The sequence below is a fragment of the Sinorhizobium fredii USDA 257 genome (genome assembly GCF_000265205.3).
Taxonomy (GTDB): Bacteria; Pseudomonadota; Alphaproteobacteria; order Rhizobiales; family Rhizobiaceae; genus Sinorhizobium; species Sinorhizobium fredii_B.
Map to the genome: position 1 here is coordinate 142,203 of NC_018000.1, position 19,628 is coordinate 161,830.

Annotated in this window: 19 protein-coding genes, 1 tRNA gene and 1 riboswitch; of the genes, 8 read left to right on the forward strand and 12 right to left on the reverse strand. The window is 63.4% G+C overall.

All coding sequences use genetic code 11. The annotated features are described in order from the left end of the window. The first annotated feature begins 157 nt into the window (after window positions 1–157). From USDA257_RS00650 to USDA257_RS00660, 3 genes are all read left to right on the forward strand, one after another. Complete coding sequence (locus USDA257_RS00650) at window positions 158–1,357, forward strand: aspartate aminotransferase family protein (RefSeq protein ID WP_014760931.1); 1,200 nt, start codon at window positions 158–160, stop codon at window positions 1,355–1,357. Between the two features lie 70 nt (window positions 1,358–1,427). Then, window positions 1,428–2,345: an ornithine carbamoyltransferase gene (argF, locus tag USDA257_RS00655; RefSeq protein ID WP_014760932.1), complete on the forward strand. Its 918-nt coding sequence runs from the start codon at window positions 1,428–1,430 to the stop codon at window positions 2,343–2,345. A 417-nt stretch (window positions 2,346–2,762) separates the two neighbouring features. Next, entirely contained in the window at window positions 2,763–3,758 is a 996-nt protein-coding gene (locus tag USDA257_RS00660; protein WP_014760933.1) for an Hsp33 family molecular chaperone, read from the forward strand. Window positions 3,759–3,769: 11 nt separating this feature from the next. Here the strand turns inward: USDA257_RS00660 and apaG are convergent, their stop codons facing one another. Beyond that, window positions 3,770–4,162, reverse strand: a complete 393-nt coding sequence (gene apaG, locus USDA257_RS00665) for a Co2+/Mg2+ efflux protein ApaG (RefSeq protein WP_014760934.1) — start codon at window positions 4,160–4,162, stop codon at window positions 3,770–3,772. 111 nt (window positions 4,163–4,273) lie between these two features. Between apaG and USDA257_RS00670 the strand changes: the two genes are divergently transcribed. Beyond that, window positions 4,274–4,888 (forward strand): CDP-alcohol phosphatidyltransferase family protein, encoded by a 615-nt coding sequence (locus USDA257_RS00670; RefSeq protein ID WP_014760935.1) that lies wholly within the window; start codon window positions 4,274–4,276, stop codon window positions 4,886–4,888. Window positions 4,889–4,937: 49 nt separating this feature from the next. Here the strand turns inward: USDA257_RS00670 and USDA257_RS00675 are convergent, their stop codons facing one another. Continuing rightward, entirely contained in the window at window positions 4,938–6,122 is a 1,185-nt protein-coding gene (locus USDA257_RS00675) for an O-succinylhomoserine sulfhydrylase (RefSeq protein WP_014760936.1), read from the reverse strand. 42 nt (window positions 6,123–6,164) lie between these two features. Next, a riboswitch (SAM riboswitch) is annotated at window positions 6,165–6,243 on the reverse strand. Between the two features lie 75 nt (window positions 6,244–6,318). On the opposite strand from USDA257_RS00675, the gene USDA257_RS00680 reads away from it, so the two are divergent. The 3 genes from USDA257_RS00680 to USDA257_RS00690 all read left to right on the forward strand — a co-directional run bounded on the left by USDA257_RS00680 (window position 6,319) and on the right by USDA257_RS00690 (window position 8,605). Continuing rightward, a complete protein-coding gene (locus USDA257_RS00680; RefSeq protein WP_014760937.1) occupies window positions 6,319–7,416 on the forward strand; it encodes a 2'-deoxycytidine 5'-triphosphate deaminase in 1,098 nt (365 codons plus the stop codon). A gap of 139 nt (window positions 7,417–7,555) precedes the next feature. Then, a tRNA-Gly gene (locus tag USDA257_RS00685) sits at window positions 7,556–7,630 on the forward strand. A gap of 123 nt (window positions 7,631–7,753) precedes the next feature. Beyond that, window positions 7,754–8,605 (forward strand): transporter substrate-binding domain-containing protein, encoded by an 852-nt coding sequence (locus USDA257_RS00690; protein WP_041413724.1) that lies wholly within the window; start codon window positions 7,754–7,756, stop codon window positions 8,603–8,605. Between the two features lie 32 nt (window positions 8,606–8,637). On the opposite strand, the gene USDA257_RS00695 is transcribed toward USDA257_RS00690, so the two are convergent. The 5 genes from USDA257_RS00695 to USDA257_RS00715 form a co-directional block, all read right to left on the reverse strand. After that, complete coding sequence (locus tag USDA257_RS00695; RefSeq protein WP_014760938.1) at window positions 8,638–9,450, reverse strand: sterol desaturase family protein; 813 nt, start codon at window positions 9,448–9,450, stop codon at window positions 8,638–8,640. A 103-nt stretch (window positions 9,451–9,553) separates the two neighbouring features. Further along, window positions 9,554–9,964, reverse strand: coding sequence for a tellurite resistance TerB family protein (locus USDA257_RS00700; protein ID WP_014760939.1), 411 nt, complete (start codon window positions 9,962–9,964; stop codon window positions 9,554–9,556). Window positions 9,965–9,988: 24 nt separating this feature from the next. Further along, window positions 9,989–10,828: a thermonuclease family protein gene (locus USDA257_RS00705; protein ID WP_014760940.1), complete on the reverse strand. Its 840-nt coding sequence runs from the start codon at window positions 10,826–10,828 to the stop codon at window positions 9,989–9,991. Window positions 10,829–10,840: 12 nt separating this feature from the next. Further along, entirely contained in the window at window positions 10,841–11,494 is a 654-nt protein-coding gene (locus USDA257_RS00710) for a S24 family peptidase (protein WP_014760941.1), read from the reverse strand. 162 nt (window positions 11,495–11,656) lie between these two features. Further along, window positions 11,657–12,181 carry a winged helix-turn-helix transcriptional regulator gene (locus USDA257_RS00715; RefSeq protein WP_014760942.1) on the reverse strand — a complete coding sequence of 175 codons (525 nt, stop codon included), beginning with the start codon at window positions 12,179–12,181 and terminating at the stop codon, window positions 11,657–11,659. A gap of 140 nt (window positions 12,182–12,321) precedes the next feature. Between USDA257_RS00715 and USDA257_RS00720 the strand changes: the two genes are divergently transcribed. Continuing rightward, on the forward strand, window positions 12,322–12,795 hold the full coding sequence (locus tag USDA257_RS00720) for an SRPBCC family protein (protein WP_014760943.1): 474 nt from the start codon (window positions 12,322–12,324) through the stop codon (window positions 12,793–12,795). A 20-nt stretch (window positions 12,796–12,815) separates the two neighbouring features. Here USDA257_RS00720 and USDA257_RS00725 read toward each other — a convergent pair whose 3' ends face one another. The 5 genes from USDA257_RS00725 to USDA257_RS00745 form a co-directional block, all read right to left on the reverse strand. Further along, window positions 12,816–13,388, reverse strand: coding sequence for a LysE family transporter (locus USDA257_RS00725; protein ID WP_041413727.1), 573 nt, complete (start codon window positions 13,386–13,388; stop codon window positions 12,816–12,818). Between the two features lie 144 nt (window positions 13,389–13,532). After that, the gene (locus USDA257_RS00730; protein WP_014760945.1) at window positions 13,533–13,829 is read right to left on the reverse strand and encodes a DUF6958 family protein; all 297 of its coding nucleotides are present in this window, start codon (window positions 13,827–13,829) and stop codon (window positions 13,533–13,535) included. 162 nt (window positions 13,830–13,991) lie between these two features. Next, entirely contained in the window at window positions 13,992–16,205 is a 2,214-nt protein-coding gene (locus tag USDA257_RS00735; RefSeq protein ID WP_014760946.1) for an FAD-dependent oxidoreductase, read from the reverse strand. A gap of 21 nt (window positions 16,206–16,226) precedes the next feature. After that, window positions 16,227–17,435: an acetyl-CoA C-acetyltransferase gene (locus tag USDA257_RS00740; RefSeq protein WP_014760947.1), complete on the reverse strand. Its 1,209-nt coding sequence runs from the start codon at window positions 17,433–17,435 to the stop codon at window positions 16,227–16,229. A 111-nt stretch (window positions 17,436–17,546) separates the two neighbouring features. Continuing rightward, window positions 17,547–19,343 (reverse strand): acyl-CoA dehydrogenase C-terminal domain-containing protein, encoded by a 1,797-nt coding sequence (locus USDA257_RS00745; protein ID WP_014760948.1) that lies wholly within the window; start codon window positions 19,341–19,343, stop codon window positions 17,547–17,549. Between the last annotated feature and the right edge of the window lie 285 nt (window positions 19,344–19,628).

Here is a 19,628-nt window from a genome sequence, read left to right on the forward strand (position 1 = left end):
ATTGCGGAATCTCTCTCGCGGAAGTGGCTGCAAGCCTTGGTTTTGTTGACATGGCGCCGCGAAATGGGAATAGTGCCTGCGCCGCCGAAAGGCGGCATTTTTGATTTTTATCGGGCTGATATGCCCGTAATGCCGACGGACGAAGGAGACGCTGACCATGGCCGCAACAACGCCGCTCTACGACACTTATCTGCGTGCGCCGTTGCGTTTCGAGCGAGGCGAGGGCGTCTGGCTGATCGCCGAAGACGGCACGCGCTATCTCGACTTTGCAGCCGGCGTCGCGGTCAATTCGCTCGGTCATGCCCATCCCCATCTCGTCGAGGCACTCAAGGGCCAGGCCGAGAAGCTCTGGCATGTGTCGAACCTCTACGACATTCCCGGCCAGGAGAGCCTGGCGCGGCGGCTGACGGCCGTGACCTTTGCCGATCGCGTGTTCTTCACCAACTCCGGTGCCGAAGCGCTCGAATGCGCGATCAAGACGGCGCGCCGCCACCATTTCGCCAAGGGGCATCCGGAGCGCTTCCACGTCATCACCTTCGAAGGCGCTTTCCACGGCCGTACCATTGCGACGATCGCGGCCGGCGGCCAGCAGAAGTATATCGAGGGTTTTGGCCCGAAGGCCCCCGGTTTCTATCAGGTACCGTTCGGCGACCTTGCCGCCGTCAAGAACGCGATCAACGACGAGACGGCGGCGATCCTGATCGAGCCGATCCAGGGCGAGGGCGGCGTTCGCCTGGCCCCGAAAGAGTTCATGCAGGAGCTGCGTGCGCTATGCGACGAGTTCGGCCTGCTTTTGATCCTCGATGAGGTCCAGTGCGGCGTCGGTCGCACCGGCAAGCTCTTCGCCCATGAATGGTCCGGCATCAAGCCGGACATCATGGCCGTTGCCAAGGGCATCGGCGGCGGTTTCCCGCTCGGCGCCTGCCTGGCGACCGAAGCGGCGGCTGCCGGCATGGTGGCCGGCACCCATGGCTCGACCTATGGCGGCAATCCGCTGGCGATGGCCGTCGGCAATGCGGTGCTTGACGTCGTCCTTGCCGAAGGCTTTCTGGAGAATGTCCGGGACGTGGCGCTCGTGTTCCGCCAGGGGCTTGCCTCGCTAAAGGACCGCTTCCCGGATGTGATCGAGGAGATCCGCGGCGACGGGCTGATGCTCGGCATCAAGGCCAAGGTGCCGTCCGCCGATGTGCTGAAGGCGATCCGGGCCGAGAAGCTGCTCGCCGTGCCGGCTGGCGAAAACGTGCTGCGGCTGTTGCCGCCGTTGATCACCACTGCCGCCGAGGCACGAGAGGGGCTGGCGCGGCTTGAACGCGCTGCCGAAAAGGTCCGGGCCAAGAGCGGCACGGCCGCGGCTTGAGATCGCGACGGGTTGAAAGCGGCGCGGATAGTATGGTCGATTACCGGTTTATGACAGGAAATACAGCTTTATGACTGCCTCTAGACACTTCCTCGATCTCTCGGCAATGACAAGCGCCGACCTGCGCACGATCATCGACGATGCACTCCTGCGGAAGACGGCGACCAAGGCCGGAACGGCCGAGAAGCCGCTTGACGGCAAGATGCTGGCGATGATCTTCGAGAAGCCGTCCACCCGCACCCGCGTTTCCTTCGATGTCGGCATGCGGCAGCTGGGCGGCGAGACGCTGTTCCTGTCGGGCACCGAAATGCAGCTCGGCCGCGCCGAGGCGATCGGCGACACCGCCAAGGTGCTGTCCCGCTACGTCGATGCGATCGTGATCCGCACGACTGATCATCGCCGGCTGCTGGAATTGGCCGAGCACGCGACCGTTCCGGTCATCAACGGCCTGACCGACGACACGCATCCCTGCCAGATCATGGCCGATATCATGACCTTCGAGGAGCATCGCGGACCGGTCAAAGGCAAGACGATCGCCTGGACGGGCGACGGCAACAACGTGCTCCATTCGTTGATCGAAGGCTCGGCACGCTTCGGTTACAAGATGAACATGGCGGTGCCGCTCGGCTCCGAGCCGCAGAACAAGTTCCTCAACTGGGCGCGCAACAATGGTGGCGAAATCCTCCTCTGCCATGAGGCGGAGCAGGCGGTTGCGGGCGCCCACTGCGTCGTCACCGACACCTGGGTGTCCATGAACCAGGAGCATCGCGCCCGGGGACACAACGTCTTCCAGCCCTATCAGGTCAACGAGGCGCTGATGAAGCATGCGTCGCCCGAAGCCTTGTTCATGCATTGCCTGCCGGCGCATCGCGGCGAGGAAGTCACCGACGAGGTCATCGATGGCCCCCAGTCCGTCGTCTTCGACGAGGCCGAGAACCGGCTGCACGCGCAAAAGTCGATCCTCGCCTGGTGCCTGGGCGTCGTCTGATAGCGGTTGGGCGGAGCCTGGGTGCGGGCGCGGCTATTGAATTCGGGACGCGGCGACACAATTTAGGCGGCATGCGGGAGATGCCGGCCCTTGCGCCGGTGTTGCGAGCGCGCTTTGGCGGAGACATCGCCTCAGAGGCGTTCTCGGGCCTCGCATGTGCCTGCTGGACAAATCCGTTCACAGCGGGATCAAATGGCATAAGCGGCAGTTAGAGACGGAGTGCGTCGATCGGCGCTCTCGATGTCACGAGCAATTCAAGACGTCATGCACCCGTTGCGCCTCTCGATAGAGATGCAACGAAGTACAGGAATGGCGAAGGGAGTACGCGGTTTTCCGCTTGCACCGCACACAATTGGAAGTTCGATCACGACGATTTCGGGTTGCCTCGGCCGTCGTGATCCATGCAAGGAGCAAACGATGACAGAGACAGCACCGGGACTTGGCGAGTTCGATTTTGCCGGTGACGACCACGTCGTTCCCTTCCAGGTCGAGGGTCTCGACGTACGGGGACGGGCCGTGCAGCTCGGTCCGATGCTCGACGCGATCCTTGAGCGGCACAGCTATCCGCTGCCGGTGGCGCGGCTCGTTGCCGAAACGGTCGTGCTGACCGTTCTGCTTGGAACCTCGCTCAAGTTCGAGGGCAAGCTGATCGTCCAGACCCAGGGTGATGGGCCGGTCGACCTCGTCGTCGCCGATTTCTCCACCCCGGATCGGGTTCGCGCCTATGCGCGCTATGACGAAGAGGCGCTTGCCGCCGCCGAGAATGGCGGGCGCACGCAGCCGCACGAGTTGCTCGGCAACGGCATCCTCGCCTTTACCATCGACCAGGGCGCCCACACCCAACGCTACCAGGGCATCGTGGCGCTCGACGGCGCGACGCTGGAGGAGATCGCAGCGGTTTATTTCCGCCAATCGGAACAGATACCGACCAAGGTTCGCCTTGCCGTCGCCGAACTGCTCGACCGGGACGAAAACGGCAAACCGCGGCATCGCTGGCGCGCCGGCGGCATGGTGGCGCAGTTCCTGCCAGAGGCTCCCGACCGCATGCGCCAGCCGGACCTACCCGGCGGCGATGGCGACGATAGCGATGCCGGCCTGCTCTTCGAGGACGACGATCTCTGGGCTGAAGCCAAGGTGATGGTCGAGACCATCGATACCGATGAACTGACCGACCCGATGGTCGGCACGGAGCGTCTGCTGTATCGGCTGTTCCATGAGCGGGGCGTGCGCGTCTATCAGCCCCAGGCGGTCTATGATCGCTGCAGCTGCTCGCGCGACAAGATACGCCAGGTCCTTGAGGGACTGAGCGACGAGGACATCGAGCACAGCATCGAGGACGGCCAGATCAAGGTCACCTGCGAGTTCTGCTCCACCAACTACCGCTTCGAGGCGAGCGAAGTGCGCTCTCAGTAAGAATTAGACCCTTAGTTCAAGGTACGCACCAGTCCGGGAGAATCGAGCGAGAAGGCGGGGATGGCCACGTTGAAGGTTTCTCCGTCTTCGGCCTCCATGCTGTAGTGGCCGAACATGACGCCCGACGGCGTGTCGAGCGGGCAGCCGGAAGAGTATTCGTAGGTGTCGCCCGGGTTGAGCAGCGGCTGCTCGCCGATGACGCCCGGACCGCTCACTTCGTCCACCTGGCCGTTCTCGTCGGTGATGTGCCAATAGCGGGTCATCAGCCGCACCGCTGTCCCTGAATGGTTCGAAATGACGATGCGGTAGCCCCAGACATAGCGGCTGTCATCCGGATCCGACTGTTCTTCGAGATAGTACGGCTCCACCGTGACTTCTATGTCGCGAGTCAGTGCGCGGTACATGTTCGACATCCTGTTTCAAAATTGCTCGAGTATCATACGGCGATAAGGTTTCGTGAAGAATAACGGCAAGATTATACCGGCCGTTACGAATTTCATGCAAGGCAGGCAAACATGCTCGACGGTGCGGTGCGCAGGCATCTCGATCCCATTCTGAACCGGCTCGGTGCGGCGCTCGCCAAGCGCGGCTTGAGCGCCGATGCGATCACGATCTGCGGCCTTTGTCTGGGACTTGCCGCGGCCGTCCTCATTGCCCGGCACGACTATCTTGCGGCCGCGGCTCTCATCCTGTTGAGCCGGCTCTGCGACGGCCTCGATGGGGCGGTGGCGCGTGCGAGCCGCAAGACCGATTTCGGTGGTTTTCTCGACATCGTCCTCGACTTCGCCTTCTATGGCGCGATCCCGCTCGCCTTCATCGTTGCCGATCCGACGGCCAACGGCCTCGCCGGCGGGCTCTTGCTCTTTTCATTCTATGTCAATGGCTCGAGCTTCCTTGCCTTCGCCGCGATCGCCGAGAAGCGGGCGCTGTCGACCGAGATCCGCGGCGCGAAGTCGATCTATTTCACGACCGGCCTTGCGGAGGCGACCGAGACGATCGCCTTCTTTCTGGTCGCTTGCCTCTTTCCAGCCTGGTTCTCGGCGTTGGCAGTGATATTCGCCGCCCTTTGCCTTTACACCGCCCTGTCGCGGATCGTTCTTGCGCGCCTGATCTTTCGCGACGGACGATGAAAAACCGCCCGCGTTACGAGGGCGGTTTCCACTTATGCTGCGGCGCCGCTCAGGCCCGAACCGACTTCAGCGCCTTGGCGAAATCCTCGACCAGATCGTCGCTGTCCTCGATGCCGGCCGAGAAGCGCACCGTGCCGGCCGAGATCCCGAGTTCGGCGCGGGCCTCGTCGGTGAGGTTCTTGTGCGTCGTCGTTGCCGGATGCGTGATGAGGCTCTTCGAATCGCCGAGATTGTTGGAAATCCGCGAGATCTCGAGCGCGTTCTGAAGCGCGAAGGCAGCTTCCTTGCCGCCTTTCAGTTCGAAGGCGACCAGCGTCGAGCCGCCGCTCATCTGCTTGGCGATGATGTCGGCCTGCGGATGGTCCTTGCGGCCCGGATAGATGACGCGCGCCACCTGCGGCTGCTCGGCAAGAAAGTCGGCGATGCGGCGGGCGTTGTCCGTCTGCTGCTTGACGCGCAGCGGCAGCGTTTCGATGCCCTTGAGCAGCGTCCAGGCATTGAAGGGCGACATGGCGGGGCCGGTGTGGCGGAAATAGTCGTGCAGATTCTCGTCGATCCACGCCTTGTCGGCCAGCACGACGCCGCCGAGGCAACGGCCCTGGCCGTCGATATGCTTGGTGGCGGAATAGACGACGACATGGGCGCCGAGTTCCAGCGGCTTCTGGAAAAGCGGCGTGGCGAAGACATTGTCGACGACGACCTTGGCGCCGACCTGGTTGGCGAGCTTGGCGACGCCGGCAATGTCGATCACTTCGAGTGTCGGGTTGGTCGGGCTCTCTAGGAAGAACACCTTGGTGTTCGGGCGGACCGCGTTTTCCCAGTTGGCAAGGTCGCGGCCGTCGACCAGCGTGCATTCGATCCCGTATTTCGGGGCGAGCGTTTCCACCACCCAGCGGCAGGAGCCGAAGAGGGCGCGCGCCGCGACGATGTGGTCGCCCGCCTTGACCTGGCAGAGGATCGCCGACGAGACGGCCGCCATGCCGGAGGCAGTGGCGCGCGCATCCTCGGCGCCTTCGAGCATGCACATGCGCTTCTCGAACATGTCGTTCGTCGGGCTGCCGTAGCGGGCATAGATGAAGCCGTCGGTCTCGCCCTTGAAGCGGGCTTCGGCCGCCTCCGAACTGTCATAGACAAAGCCCTGCGTCAGGAAGATTGCTTCGGAGGTCTCGCCGTGCTGCGAGCGGGTGGTCCCGCCGTGGACGAGTTGGGTTGCCGGGCGCCAGTTCTTGCTCATGCGACGATCACCTTCAAAAACAAAAAACCGGTCGCGAAACGACCGGTTTGACACCCGGCCTTTTTAGCTACTTGTTTAACGTGGCTGCAAGCCGACCGGCCAAATCACCACGGGATAAAGCTCCAATACTGCTTGGTCGCGCTTGCGTCAATTCCCGGAGTTTGGTTTTGTCTGGCAACTGAGAATGAGGATCGGAATGGGCCGCGAAACAGGGATTTTGGCCGACCGCGCGATTGCCGCGCTGTACGCGTCGGGACGTCTGAAGAGCGAGAAGGTGCTGGATGATGATCAGATCCAGCCGGCCAGCCTCGATCTTCGCCTCGGATCCAAGGCATTTCGCGTCCGGGCGAGTTTCATGCCGGGTCCCGCCCATCTGGTCGCCGACAAGCTCGATCGCCTGAAGCTGCATGTGATCGATCTCAGCGAGGGCGCAGTGCTGGAAACCGGCTGCGTCTATATCGTGCCGCTGATGGAAAGCCTTTCACTGCCGGAGATGATGTCCGCCTCCGCCAATCCGAAGAGCTCGACCGGCCGCCTCGATATTTTCACGCGCGTCATCACCGACCGAGCCCAGGAATTCGACAAGATCCCGGCCGGCTATAGCGGGCCGCTCTATCTCGAGATCAGCCCGCGGACTTTCCCGATTGTCGTCCGCCGCGGTTCGCGCCTTTCGCAGATCCGTTTCCGCATCGGCCACTCCGTCCTTTCCGAACAGGAACTGCTGGGGCTGCATGAAAGCGACGTGCTCGTCGCCAGCGAGCGGCCCAACGTCTCCGGCGGCGGTATTGCACTGTCGATCGATCTCAAGGGCACCGGTCCTGAAGGCCTGATCGGCTATCGCGGCAAGCACCACACGTCGGTCGTCGACGTCGACAAGAAGGCAGAGCACGCGGTCTTCGATTTCTGGGAGCCGCTTTACAGTCGTGGCCGCGACGACCTGATCCTCGATCCGGACGAGTTCTATATCCTTGTTTCCCGTGAGGCGGTGCATGTGCCGCCGCTCTACGCCGCCGAGATGACGCCCTTCGACCCGCTCGTCGGCGAGTTCCGCGTCCACTATGCCGGCTTCTTCGATCCTGGCTTCGGCCACGCCTCGGCTGGCGGTAGCGGCAGCCGCGCCGTGCTCGAGGTTCGCAGCCACGAGGTGCCCTTCATCCTCGAACACGGACAGATCGTCGGCCGACTGATCTACGAGCATATGCTGGAGCGCCCGGAGGGGCTCTACGGCCTCGATCTCGGCTCGAACTACCAGGCGCAGGGCCTGAAGCTGTCGAAGCATTTTCGCGCCGAGTGAGCCTGCCGCATGTTTCCGATCAAGGAAAAAAACATGCAGCAATTCAAAGTGCTACAGCGACCTTTGTGCGTCTGACACGACGCACGGCGCTGTAGGCGCTTGACAGATCGACGCCGTTGGGGAAATTTCCGCTTCTGACGCGGGTGTAGTTCAGTGGTAGAACGCCAGCTTCCCAAGCTTGATGTCGTCGGTTCGATCCCGATCACCCGCTCCATTTCTCTTTGGCTCCACGAGCCCGCCGATGGCCTCCGCTGTGCGCCCGCGTGTCGAGGGCCTACCGTGGCCAGCGTCGCAACATCCCGGTAGGTTCGGTTTAGTACGGGGGCATCGGATTGCAATGACGCGCGCTTACTTTCACCGTCTTTTCGGAATGCTTGCTGTCTCGGCATTGCTTGTCGCGTCCGAAGCGAGCGCTGCGCCGAAGGAGCTGCCTTTGCTGTTCGATGCGCGCGAGCGCATCGCCAAGCCCGATCTGACCGGCCTGGCGCGGCTGCGTTTCCTCACCACGGTCGATTTCCCGCCCTTCAATTTCATCGATCAGTCGGGCAAGCTTTCCGGATTCCATGTCGACCTCGCCCGGGAAATTTGCCGTGAGCTGGAGATCGAGTCGAAATGCCAGATCCAGGCGGTGACCTATCCCGAGCTGATGCCCGCCCTCGAGCAGGGGCAGGGCGAGGCGATCGTCGCCGGCGTCGCCGTGACGCCGGAACTGAGGCGACGTTTCGCCTTCTCCAGGGCCTTCATGCAAATGCCGGCACGCTTCGCCGTCAACAGGAAGGCAGGAGAGGGCATTGAGAAGCCGGCCGATCTTGTCGGCAAACCCATCGGAGCCGTGGCCGGGACGACGCATGAGGCGATGCTGAAAGCCTTTTTTCCGAAGCTCGAAGCCAAGGCCTATCCCGACCGCGAAGCCTTGCTGAACGCCTTGCGAGAGGGTGCCGTGACGGCCGTCTTCTCCGATGCCATGCAACTATCCTTCTGGGTTTCCGGCAGCGTCGCCGCGGGATGCTGCGCCCTGATGGATGGCGCCTATTTCTCGGAGCGCTTCCTGGGCGAGGGGCTGACGATCATGAACCGCACGACCGAGCCCGCCCTGACCCAGGCGATCGACCATGCTCTGCTGGCGCTCTCGCGCAGCGGCAGGCTCGAAGAAATTTACCTGCGCTATTTCCCGAACGGCATTTATTGAACGGGGAGGGGCAAGCACTTCGCTCGTTTGATTTACCCACGGCGGAACGGCAGCATCAGAGACCATACGAGCTTTGTCGGTTCGCCGCGCCCAAACGCCTTCAAACCGGTCTGGATCGCCTCGTCGCCGCTCGCTGGCTGCGCCACATAGGTCGAGAATAGCCGGTCCCAGACGGAGAGGTTGAAGCCGTAGTTCGAATCCGTTTCGCCCTTTTCGACGGAATGATGGATGCGGTGCATGTCGGGGGTGACGATCATCTGCCGCAAAAGCCGGTCGACCTTCGGCGGCAGCCGCAGGTTGGCGTGGTTGAACATCGCAGCGGCATTGAGGACGATTTCGAAGATCAGAACGGAGACTGCCGGCGCGCCGAGCGTGATGATGACTGCGCTCTTCCAGGCCATCGAGAGCAGGATCTCCAGAGGGTGAAAGCGCAGCGCCGTCGTGACGTCCACGCCCGGGTCGGCGTGATGAACACGGTGAATTCGCCACAGGACCGGCAGCTTGTGAAACACCACGTGCTCCAGCCAGACGGCGAAATCCAGCGCGACGAAGGCCAGCAGACCGGCAAGCGGCGCCGGCACGCCAAACGCGGGGAGCAGGCCATAGCCGCGCAAGTCGGTCCATAGCGCAACGCCCGTCGCCGCAGCCGGAAAGACAATGCGCAGCAGCAGCGACGAGAAGAGAAGGATCGACAGGTTCGTGGCCCAGCGACGCGCCTTGAGGGCCTGCAGCAGCTCGGGCCGCTCGAGCCGGGGGTGCAGTAGTTCGAGCGCTGCCAGCGCGGCGAAGATCACCGCAAAGGCACCGAGCCGCCAGACCGGTTCCGCAATCCCAAGGAAAAGCATTCGTCATCCTTCACGCGGGACAACGATATGACGTTTTGACGGGAGCGGGCAAAGACACGTTGCCGTGAATGTTGCCGTGAATGAAGCCCGGCGCCGCCAGCGGCTACCTGCGAAAGCGCGCCAGGGCGCCGCGCTCGATTGCCGCGCAGGTGAGCTTGTCGAGGCCCAGGCGGTCGCGCAGGAGCTGCAGCAGCCGGATTTCCTCGGTGCGGATGCGTTGGTCGGCGGCGGCGATCTCGACGGCGAGCGCATAGGCTGTTTCGTAGTGCCGCTGCGGCAGCGATTCGCGGACCATTTCGAGCGTCACGTCGAGCCCCTCCGGAGCAGCAAGCTGGGCCGCGCACTCGCGACCGATATGGATCAGCCGATCCTCGTCGAAACCGTCGAAGGCCGGCAGGAAACGCACGAGCCCGCCGATGCGTGCGAATTCGTCATCGCTCATGCTCCTGTCGACGGCCGACATCATGACCATGACATAGACAAGGGCTTCGTGCTGGCTGAGGCTTGCGGACATCTGCTCTCTCGGGATTGCTGGCGATCAGTTAGGAATTTCCACGGGGGCTTGCAAGTCCGGCGCGGTCTCGCCGAAGTTCAGGCCGCCTGCGGGCTCCTGGAGCACCAGGGGCTTCCGGCTCAGATCACGCGGGTCGCTGCCATAGAAGCCGCGCTTGGCGTCTCGGGCAGCTTCCGCCTTCGCTTCGAGTGCGGTACCGGAAAGCGGTATCGCCCAGCCGTTCGTGACCAGCCATTCGGCGACGTTGATATTGCCGACCCTGCAGCTTGCGGCGGGGGAGTCCTCGGTCTTCTCGTCGACCTGGTCGCAGACGAGAGCCCGCCCTCTCAGGAAATTGCGGAACGCCGTGCGCGCCACCATACCGCAGGGCCAGCTCTTGCCGGCCCCTTCGCAGAGCTTGTCCGCCTTTTCCGGCTCTATATCCTTGATCTGCAGGGTCGTGTCGCCGGTTTGGACGAGGCCGGCGGCAAGCGCGATGGGTCGTTTCAAGACGGTAGGGGTTGTCTTCTTCTCTTCCGGCGCCGAAAGAGGCGGCCGGGGCGCAATCCGTTCAAGCGGCTTCGCAACACCCTCTTCCGGTATCGCGAAAAGGTCGGGTTCGACCGGCCGCACGGGCACTCTGGAGGTTTTGGCGGCAGCCTCCGCTTCGGCGGGCGGTGGCGTCGGCTCGGCTGGAATTTGCGCGGCCGGAGCTGGCTCCTCAGCCGGTTCCTCGATCGCTGCGGCGTCTGGCGTCTCCAGCACGAAATCGGGTGTGGCCGCGCTTTCCCGGGCGCGGATCGTCGCCGCCCCGTTCAGCAGGATCCCGGCGTAGAGGGCGAGGGCGGCGAGCCCGCCGGCGATGGAGATGAACTGCGGCCGCATCTTGACGCTATCCTATTGGCTGGCCCAAATGATCCGGGCGATCCATTCGACGTCTTTCATCTCGAAACTGCGGTTCGGGTGCTCCGGATTGAGCGACAGAAGCTCGACGCCGCGCGACGTCTGCCGGGCCAGGATCTTCGCCATCACCTCGCCCTCGCGGCTTCTCAGGACAACGCGGTCGCCGCGGCGCACCTGCGCTCCCGGATCGACGATCAGGACGTCCCCGTCGCGATAGAGCGGTAGCATGCTGTCGCCCTGAACCTCCAAGGCGTAGACGCTGGCCTTGCTCTGTGGCGCGACCGGAAACTCGACCTCGTCCCAACCCTGCCCGACGGGAAAGCCGCCGTCGTCGAAAAAGCCACCTGCGCCGGCCTGCGCGAAGCCGATCAGAGGAATGCCCGAGGCCGGCTGGCCGGAGCGGGGCGATACGCCACTGACGGATTGCAGGAGCGCCATGAACTGGTCGATCGTCGCGCCGGTCGCCTCGAGGATCTTCGAAATCGATTCTGTCGACGGCCAACGATCGCGCCCGTCAGGCGATTGGCGCTTCGACTTGTTGAAGGAGGTGGGATCGAGACCGGCGCGACGTGCAAGGCCGGACGCCGAGAGCTGATGGCGCTCCGCCAGCGCATCGATCGCTCGCCAGATGCTGTCGTGTGAAAGCATGTCGATCCACCCCGCAGGTAGGGCGCCACGGGTCAAAACTGCAAGCTGCTTCGCACCCCGCTTCAGCCTGATTGTACCTTAACGAAGCGAGGATCGGGCGTAAAGAATGGACAGGAAAATAGTCCTGTGCTTGCAGGGGGAACGGCGGCGCCGACGACGGACTCAGGAACCGGCGCTGTCGAGTTGCCGTTGCATGGCCTTGCGGGCCATGACCTCCTCATAGGCCGCCTGCAGCGTCTGGCGCACCGATGGACCTTCCGATGCACCGGACGGGCCTAGATGTTCGGCCCTGAGTTCGTCCATGAAACGCTCCCAGAGCGCCGGGCCGCCTTCTTCCATGAGCTGTGCGCGGATGCTCAGTTCCTCGCTGACCGGCAGGTAGCGCCGCCCCCAGGCGCCGAGATGGGCCATGATCGGCACTAATGCGATCGCCATCTCCGTCAGGCTGTAGATCGCCTTCTGCTTATGGCTCGGATCGTCGCGCTTCGTCAGCATGCCCATGTCAAGCAGTGTCTTCAGCCGGTCGGCGAGGATGTTGGAGGAAATGCCCTCCTGCGACCGCAGCATCTCGCGGAAGTGGCGTTTGCCGCCGAAGATCATGTCGCGGATGATCAGAAGGCTCCATTTGTCACCGAAGACTTCGAGCGAGAGATTGATCGGGCAAGCCGAGCGGTGATCGTCAGTCATTCTGGTCTGCAATTCCCCATCTTCAAAACTGCTTGCATTATTGCATCAGTGTGGCTAGAGTGCAACTGCTTTCATATTGATATCAGTTGTCGCGGCGCGAGGCGCATTCATCGGGCCGACCGCCAAGGAGGAGAGAAGCCATGACCCAGACTTCCGTCGAACATGCAAGCTTCACGATTGAGCGCGTCTTCATGGCATCCCCCGAGCGGGTGTTCGGTGCCTTTGCCGACCCCGCCGCCCACGACCGCTGGTTCGTCAAGGCCGACAATTGGCCGGTGGCGGAGTACCGCCACGACTTCCGCGTCGGCGGCCGGGAAGGCGGGCGCTTCAGCCAGGACGGGAAAACCTTCTATTTCAACGAGACCGTCTATCTCGATATTGTCGAGAACCGGCGCATCATCTCGGCCTACACGATGGCGAAGGACGATCGGCCGATTTCCGCTTCTCTCGCCACCGTCGAGCTGGCGCCGGAGGGAAGCGGCACCCGCGTCGTGTTCACGGAACAGGCCGCTTTTCTTGACGGCCTGGACCAGGTCGAATATCGCCGCAGCGGCTGGGAGCAACTGATCGGCTTCCTGGCCGCCGAGCTTGGCGAGAAGGCCGAAGCCGCCTGAGGACAAAGGTAGTCATCGTCTCAGACCATCGACGCAAGCGCGCTGCCGGCGATGCCGAATGAGAAGGCAACAAGGCAGGCGGCGGCGATGCGGCGCGGGCCGACCGGCCGCCTCGGCAGGCGTGCCAACAGGGTGCCGGCGGGCGATCCACAGCGACCGGCGCTCAGCGTCAGCGCCGCAAACCCGAGAAGCCAGGGCGGCATCGCTTGAAGCCCGACCTGCGGCATGATGACGAGCGTAAAAATCAGCGCCTTCGGGTTGAGGAGAGTGGTGACGAAGACCTGCCCGGGGACGATCGGCCGCTCGCTTGCGGCGTTCGCCTTCACCGTCCAGAGCGCATGCGCCATGAAGAGTCTCCAGCAGGCCGCGGCGAGCTTCAGCACGAGGCCAATCGCCGGATGCGCGGAAAGCAGCGGCGCCGCGATCACCGCCACCGGGACGATCACCGTCAGATAACCGCCGAGTTCGCCGAGAAGCAGGGGCAAGGAGCGGCGCATGCCGACCGCCGCGCCCGAAAGCCACAACAGCGTGTTGGTCGGCCCGGGCGTTGCGAGCAGAAGCAGGATGGCAAGGGCGAAGGGCAGCGGCTGCATGATGGGCTTTTCGGCTTTCGGTAACTGCACATGCCTTTAGCTCACTCGCCAACTTGGCAACTTGATCCGAGTCAACTGCCGGCTGCGCGGTTCGATTTGACCCAAAGCCCGCTAATCCAGCCACGCCGCGCGACGGTAGCCCCGTCAGCCCCTGTGCAGCCGGATCGGTCGCGTTTTCTCCCGCACTATTTCTCCCTTTGCTTCGAGGTCGAGCTGCACCGTTTTCGACCACCACGAGACCCCTTTGCCGCCTGGGAATTCCTCCTCCGGCAAACGGGCGAGGATACGCTCGCGTATCTCGGCCAATGTCAGGCCGGGTGGTTCGGTGGGCGTGACGGCCAGCAAAGTGGCCTTCATCGCCGCGTATTTTTCCGCATCGACGAAATTGATCTTGCCGGGGCGGATGATGTTCTCGACGACGACCTTGTGAGGCTTCGACATCTCGGTTTCTCCAGTTCACCTCCGAAGGACGATTGAAAGAGGCGGTGGCAGACATAGAGCTTCGGCCGATCGCGCGCTCCGCTCTTGCGCCGGAATGATCGGACGCAAAAAGGCCGCACCCGTCGGCGCGGCCCTCGGATTCTAGTTGCGAAGGGAGGCGCCTTAAGCCGCCTTCTGCGCCTGCCCGTAGGGATCGAAGCGTCCGTAGAAGGTCTCGCCCTTTTCGGCCATCTCCTTCAAGAGCGGCGTCGGCTTGAAGTGGTCGCCATAGTCCTCGGCCAGCTTGTTGCACATCGCGACGAAGGCCCTGGCGCCCATGCCGTCGATATAGGAGAGCGTGCCGCCGGTGTAGGGCGCGAAGCCGAAGCCGAGGATCGAGCCGACATCCGCCTCGCGCGGATCGGTGACGATGCCTTCCTCGATGGTGCGGGCCGCTTCGAGCGCCATCGTTGCGAGGAAGCGCTGCTTCAGCACCTCCACGTCGACCTTGTCGGCCGCCTTCTGCGGATAGAGCGTCTTCAGCTCCGGCCACAGATACTTCTTCGCCGGTTTCGCCGGGTATTCGTAGAAGCCCTTGCCGTTCTTGCGGCCGCGCCGGTCGAGTTCGTCGACGAGCTTGTTGACCAGAGCCATATGGCGCGGATCGACCGCCTTTTCGCCGAGATCGGCGACCGTCGCCTTGAGGATCTTCTGGCTGAGGTCGATCGCCACCTCGTCGTTGAGCGACAGCGGCCCGACCGGCATGCCGGCCATCTTGGCGGCGTTTTCGATCATCGCCGGCGGCACGCCCTCGATCAGCATGTCGTAGGCTTCGTGGATGTAGCGGAAGACGCAGCGGTTGACGTAGAAGCCGCGCGTGTCGTTGACGACGATCGGCGTCTTCTTGATCGCGGCGACATAGTCGAGCGCCGTGGCGAGTGCCTTGTCGCCGGTCTCCTTGCCGACGATCACTTCCGTCAGCATCATCTTTTCGACCGGCGAAAAGAAATGGACGCCGATGAACTGCTCCGGTCGCTTCGAGTTCTTTGCAAGGCCCGTGATCGGCAACGTCGAGGTGTTCGACGCAAAAATGGCATCCTCGCCGATCACCGCTTCCACCTTTTCGATCACGTCCTTCTTGACCTGGCGGTCTTCGAACACGGCTTCGACGACGAGGCCGACCTCCTTGAGGTCGTTGTAGTCGGCCGAAGGCGAGATGCGGGCGAGGAGCGCCTCACCTTCTTCCTTGGTCAGGCGGCCTTTGCCGATCGCGTCCTTGACCAGGCCTTCCGAATGAGCCTTGCCCTTTTCGGCCGCTTCCATGTCGCGGTCGATGAGGGTGACCGGATTGCCGGCGGCGGCGGTCACATAGGCGATCGAGGCGCCCATGAATCCTGCACCGACGACGCCGACCCTCTTGAGCTCCGTCTTCGCTACGCCGGCCGGGCGGCGGGCGCCCTTGCCGAGCTCCTGCATCGAGATGAATAGCGAGCGCATCATCGAAAAGGCTTCGGTGGTCTGCAGGATCTCGGTGAAATAGCGTTGCTCGATCTTCAAGCCCGTGTCGAACGGGACCTGCAGGCCTTCATAGACGCATTTCAGGATGGCGATCGCGCCCGGATAGTTGCCATAGGTTTCACGGCGGAGAATGGCGGAGGCCGCCGGCCAGAGCTGCGCGGAAGCGGGGGTCCAGACGCCGCCGCCCGGAAGCTTGAAGCCCTTCTCGTCCCAAGGCTGCACCGCTTTGAGCCCATTCTTGATCATCGCCTTGGCGGCGTCGACCAGCTTGTCCGGATCGACCACCTCGTGCACCAGCCCCATGGCCTTGGCGCGCGCCGCGGTCAGCGACGAGCCGGTGGTCATCATCTGCAGCGCGTCCTGCGTGTTGGTGAGCCGCGGCACGCGTTGCGTGCCACCGGCACCCGGGAAGATACCGACCTTGACCTCAGGGAGCCCGATCTTGACCGATTTCGAATTGGAAGCGACGCGGCCGTGGCAGGCGAGCGACAGTTCGAAGGCGCCGCCCATGCAGGTGCCATTGATCGCCGAGACCCAGGGCTTGCCTGAGGTTTCGAGCTTGCGGAACAGCCCCGTCATGCGGCCGACGAGGTTGAAGAGCTTCTGCGCGGCGTTTGCCGGATCCTTCTTCTTCTCCTCGGTCTGCAGCGTGAACATCGACTTGATCATCGAGAGGTCGGCGCCGCCGGAGAAGGACGACTTGCCGGAGGTGAAGACGATGCCCTTGACGGCGGCATCGGCGGTCGTCTGGTCGACGATCGCATCCAGTTCGTCCATCACCTCCTCAGTGAGAACGTTCATCGACTTGTCGGGCATGTCCCAGGTGACGAGTGCGATGCCGTCGGCGTCGGTTTCGATCTTGAAGTTCGTGTAAGACATATTCTCTCTCCCGGGATCGGATCAGACGCGTTCGATGATCGTTGCGGTGCCCATGCCGGCGCCGATGCAGAGCGTCACCAGCGCCGTGTTGAGGTCGCGGCGTTCGAGCTCGTCGAGCACCGTGCCGAGGATCATCGCGCCGGTCGCGCCGAGCGGATGGCCCATGGCGATAGCGCCGCCATTGACGTTGATCTGGTCGTGCGGAATGTCGAAAGCTTGGCAGAAGCGCAGCACCACGGCGGCAAAGGCCTCGTTGAGCTCGAAGAGGTCGATGTCAGAGAGCTTCATGTCGGCGCGCTTCAGGAGCTTTTCCGTAACGTCGACCGGGCCGGTCAGCATCAGTGCCGGATCGGAGCCGATATTGGCGAAGGCACGGATACGGGCGCGCGGCTTCAGCCCCATGGCCGCGCCGCCGGCCTTCGAGCCGAGCAGCACTGCCGCGGCGCCATCGACGATGCCGGAGGAGTTGCCGGCATGGTGGACATAGTTGATCCGCTCGATTTCCGGATGCGCCTGGATGGCGACGGCCTCGAAGCCGCCCATCTCGCCGGGCATCTGGAAGGAAGGGTTGAGCGAGGCGAGCGCCTGCATGTCGGTGCCGGGACGCATATGCTCGTCGCGGTCGAGGATCGTCAGGCCGTTCTGGTCCTTGACCGGCACGACCGAGTTCTCGAAATAGCCTTTTTCCCAGGCATGCGCGGCGCGCTTCTGGCTTTCCACCGCATAGGCATCGACGTCGTCACGCGAGAAGCCGTATTTGGTGGCGATCAGGTCGGCCGAAACGCCCTGCGGCATGAAATAGGCCGGCAGGTTGACGGATGGATCCATGAACCAGGAGCCCCCCGACATTCCGAGGCCGACGCGCGACATCGACTCGACACCGCCGGCGATGACGATGTCGTCCGCCCCTTGGGCGATCTTGGCGGCGCAGAAATTGACGGCATCGAGACCGGAGGCGCAAAAGCGGGAGATCTGCATGCCGGGCGCCCGCGTCGAGTAGCCCGCTTCGAAGGCGGCCGCCTTCGGGATCACCGCGCCAGCATCCATGACCGGATCGACGCAGCCCATGACGATATCGTCGACGGTCGAGGTGTCGAGCCCGTTGCGGTCGCGGACCGCCTCGAGCACCTTGGCGGCGAGCCGGACCGACGGCACTTCGTGCAGAGCGCCGTCCTTCTTGCCACGGCCGCGCGGCGTGCGCACGTGGTCGTAAACGAAGACTTTCGTCATCTCTCATCTCCCTTTCGTCGGCGCCCGGTCGGGCCGCGCATTATCAATCAGAACAGAGTGCGGGCGGAAAACCGCCTCGCAGACCGTTCGTCGTCCAGTCCCACTTTGAAATCAGAACGCAGCGGCGTCCAGCGCCATCAGCGTATCGGCGCCGGTTTCGATGCGGACCTTGCGCAGCGCCGTCTCCGGCAGGATTCGCTCCATGAAGAACCTTGCGGTGGTGAGCTTGTTCTTCAGATAGTCCGCCTGCGTCGTCTCGCCGGCGGCAAGCTTCTCCTGCGCGGTCTTGGCGATCCTGGCCCACATGTAACCGAGCACGACGAGGCCGAAGAGGTGCATGTAGTCGGTCGAGCCGGCGCCAGCATTGTCGGGCTTGGCCATGGCATTCTGCATGAACCACATGGTCGCCGCCTGCAGATCGTTGAGCCCCTTCTTCAGCGCCTTGGTGTAGCCGGAGAGACTTTCGTCGCCGCGGTTCTCCTCGCAGAAATCACCGATTTCCTTGAACAGCGCCATGACGGCGCGGCCGCCGTTCAGGCCAAGCTTGCGGCCGACGAGGTCGAGCGCCTGGATGCCGTTCGCTCCCTCATAGATCATCGCGATGCGAGCGTCGCGGACATACTGGCTCATGCCGTGCTCTTCGATGTAGCCGTGACCGCCGAACACCTGCTGCGCCATCACCGCGTGCTCGAAGCCCTTGTCGGTCAGCACCCCTTTGAGGATCGGCGTCATCAGGCCGAGAATGTCGTCGGCCGCTTGCCGCTCCGCTTCGTTGTCCGAACGGTGGGCGATGTCGGATTTCAGCGCCGTCCAGAGCGTGAAGGCGCGGCCGGCTTCGTTGAAGGCCTTGATCGTCATCAGCGAGCGGCGCACGTCCGGATGGACGATGATCGGGTCCGCCTTCTGCTCGGGCGCCTTGGCACCGGAAAGCGAGCGGCCCTGGAGGCGTTCGCGCGCATAGTTCGCGGCATTCTGATAGGCGATCTCGGCGATCGCCAGCCCCTGCATGCCGACGGCAAGACGGGCCTCGTTCATCATCACGAACATGGCGCTGAGGCCCTTGTTCTCCGCGCCGATCAGGTAGCCGGTCGCCTCGTCATAGTTCATGACGCAGGTCGAGTTGCCGTGAATGCCCATCTTGTGTTCGATCGCGCCGCAGGAAACGCCGTTGTGCGCGCCAGGCCGGCCGTCGTCGTTCAGCTTGAATTTCGGCACGATGAAGAGCGAGATGCCCTTGACGCCTTCCGGCGCGCCCTCGATCCGGGCGAGGACCAGGTGGATGATGTTCTCCGCCATGTCGTGCTCGCCGGCGGAGATGAAGATCTTCTGGCCGGAGATCCGGTAGGATCCGTCGCCGTTCGGCGCGGCCTTGGTGCGAAGCAGGCCGAGATCGGTGCCGCAATGGGGCTCCGTCAGGTTCATCGTGCCGGTCCAGGTGCCGTCGATCATCTTCGGCAGGTAGGCGCGCTTCTGCTCCTCGGAGCCGTGCACGAGGATGGCGGCGATCGCGCCCTGCGTCAGACCCGGATACATCATCAGCGACATGTTCGCGGCGGACATGAATTCACCGACGGCGGTATGGAGCGTGTAGGGCAGGCCCTGCCCCCCGAACTCCTCCGGCGCGGCGAGGCCCAGCCAGCCACCTTCGCAATAGAGATCGAAGGCCCGCTTGAAGCCCGTCGGCGTTGTGACGGAGCCGTCGTCACGGCGCTTGCAGCCTTCCTGATCGCCGGAAAGATTGATCGGGAAGAGCTCGTCCTCAGCGAGCCTGGCCGCCTCGCCGAGGATTGCCGCCACCATGTCCGGCGTCGCATCCGCAAAGCCCGGCAGGTTGTGGTAGCGCTCGAGGCCGAGCACGTCGTTGAGGATGAACAGGGTGTCGTCGACCGGAGCCTTGTAGATGGGCATTCTTTCCTCGCCTTGATGTCCCCTCGGGCGGCGCCGCGGCTTGCCCGATTTGAGCTGGTTGAGCGCGCGCCGAAGTGATCGGTGTCGCATCGTTGGCAGGATGCTACAAAATTTTGACGTTTGCGTAAACGTCAAAAAATCGCGCGTCGCAAAAATCTGGAGCAATGCTGCTGTCGGTTCGAAGAGACCTGTCGAGGAAGATTAGGACGGGCGCAGATGGATAAATCGTTAAAAAGCCCCGCCGATTAACCGCTTGTTTACCACGTTTAATGAATTGTGGGCTGT

Excerpts from the sequence above, each read along its gene's own strand:
- USDA257_RS00740 (WP_014760947.1), bottom strand. The coding sequence starts at position 17,435 with ATGACGAAAGTCTTCGTTTACGACCACGTGCGCACGCCGCGCGGCCGT.
- USDA257_RS00710 (WP_014760941.1), bottom strand. The coding sequence starts at position 11,494 with ATGCTTTCACACGACAGCATCTGGCGAGCGATCGATGCGCTGGCGGAG.
- USDA257_RS00680 (WP_014760937.1), top strand. The coding sequence starts at position 6,319 with ATGGGCCGCGAAACAGGGATTTTGGCCGACCGCGCGATTGCCGCGCTG.
- argF (WP_014760932.1), top strand. The coding sequence starts at position 1,428 with ATGACTGCCTCTAGACACTTCCTCGATCTCTCGGCAATGACAAGCGCC.
- USDA257_RS00715 (WP_014760942.1), bottom strand. The coding sequence starts at position 12,181 with ATGACTGACGATCACCGCTCGGCTTGCCCGATCAATCTCTCGCTCGAA.
- USDA257_RS00670 (WP_014760935.1), top strand. The coding sequence starts at position 4,274 with ATGCTCGACGGTGCGGTGCGCAGGCATCTCGATCCCATTCTGAACCGG.
- USDA257_RS00720 (WP_014760943.1), top strand. The coding sequence starts at position 12,322 with ATGACCCAGACTTCCGTCGAACATGCAAGCTTCACGATTGAGCGCGTC.
- apaG (WP_014760934.1), bottom strand. The coding sequence starts at position 4,162 with ATGTACCGCGCACTGACTCGCGACATAGAAGTCACGGTGGAGCCGTAC.
- USDA257_RS00675 (WP_014760936.1), bottom strand. The coding sequence starts at position 6,122 with ATGAGCAAGAACTGGCGCCCGGCAACCCAACTCGTCCACGGCGGGACC.
- USDA257_RS00705 (WP_014760940.1), bottom strand. The coding sequence starts at position 10,828 with ATGCGGCCGCAGTTCATCTCCATCGCCGGCGGGCTCGCCGCCCTCGCC.
- USDA257_RS00690 (WP_041413724.1), top strand. The coding sequence starts at position 7,754 with ATGACGCGCGCTTACTTTCACCGTCTTTTCGGAATGCTTGCTGTCTCG.
- USDA257_RS00735 (WP_014760946.1), bottom strand. The coding sequence starts at position 16,205 with ATGTCTTACACGAACTTCAAGATCGAAACCGACGCCGACGGCATCGCA.
- USDA257_RS00650 (WP_014760931.1), top strand. The coding sequence starts at position 158 with ATGGCCGCAACAACGCCGCTCTACGACACTTATCTGCGTGCGCCGTTG.
- USDA257_RS00695 (WP_014760938.1), bottom strand. The coding sequence starts at position 9,450 with ATGCTTTTCCTTGGGATTGCGGAACCGGTCTGGCGGCTCGGTGCCTTT.
- USDA257_RS00730 (WP_014760945.1), bottom strand. The coding sequence starts at position 13,829 with ATGTCGAAGCCTCACAAGGTCGTCGTCGAGAACATCATCCGCCCCGGC.
- USDA257_RS00725 (WP_041413727.1), bottom strand. The coding sequence starts at position 13,388 with ATGCAGCCGCTGCCCTTCGCCCTTGCCATCCTGCTTCTGCTCGCAACG.
- USDA257_RS00660 (WP_014760933.1), top strand. The coding sequence starts at position 2,763 with ATGACAGAGACAGCACCGGGACTTGGCGAGTTCGATTTTGCCGGTGAC.
- USDA257_RS00745 (WP_014760948.1), bottom strand. The coding sequence starts at position 19,343 with ATGCCCATCTACAAGGCTCCGGTCGACGACACCCTGTTCATCCTCAAC.
- USDA257_RS00700 (WP_014760939.1), bottom strand. The coding sequence starts at position 9,964 with ATGTCCGCAAGCCTCAGCCAGCACGAAGCCCTTGTCTATGTCATGGTC.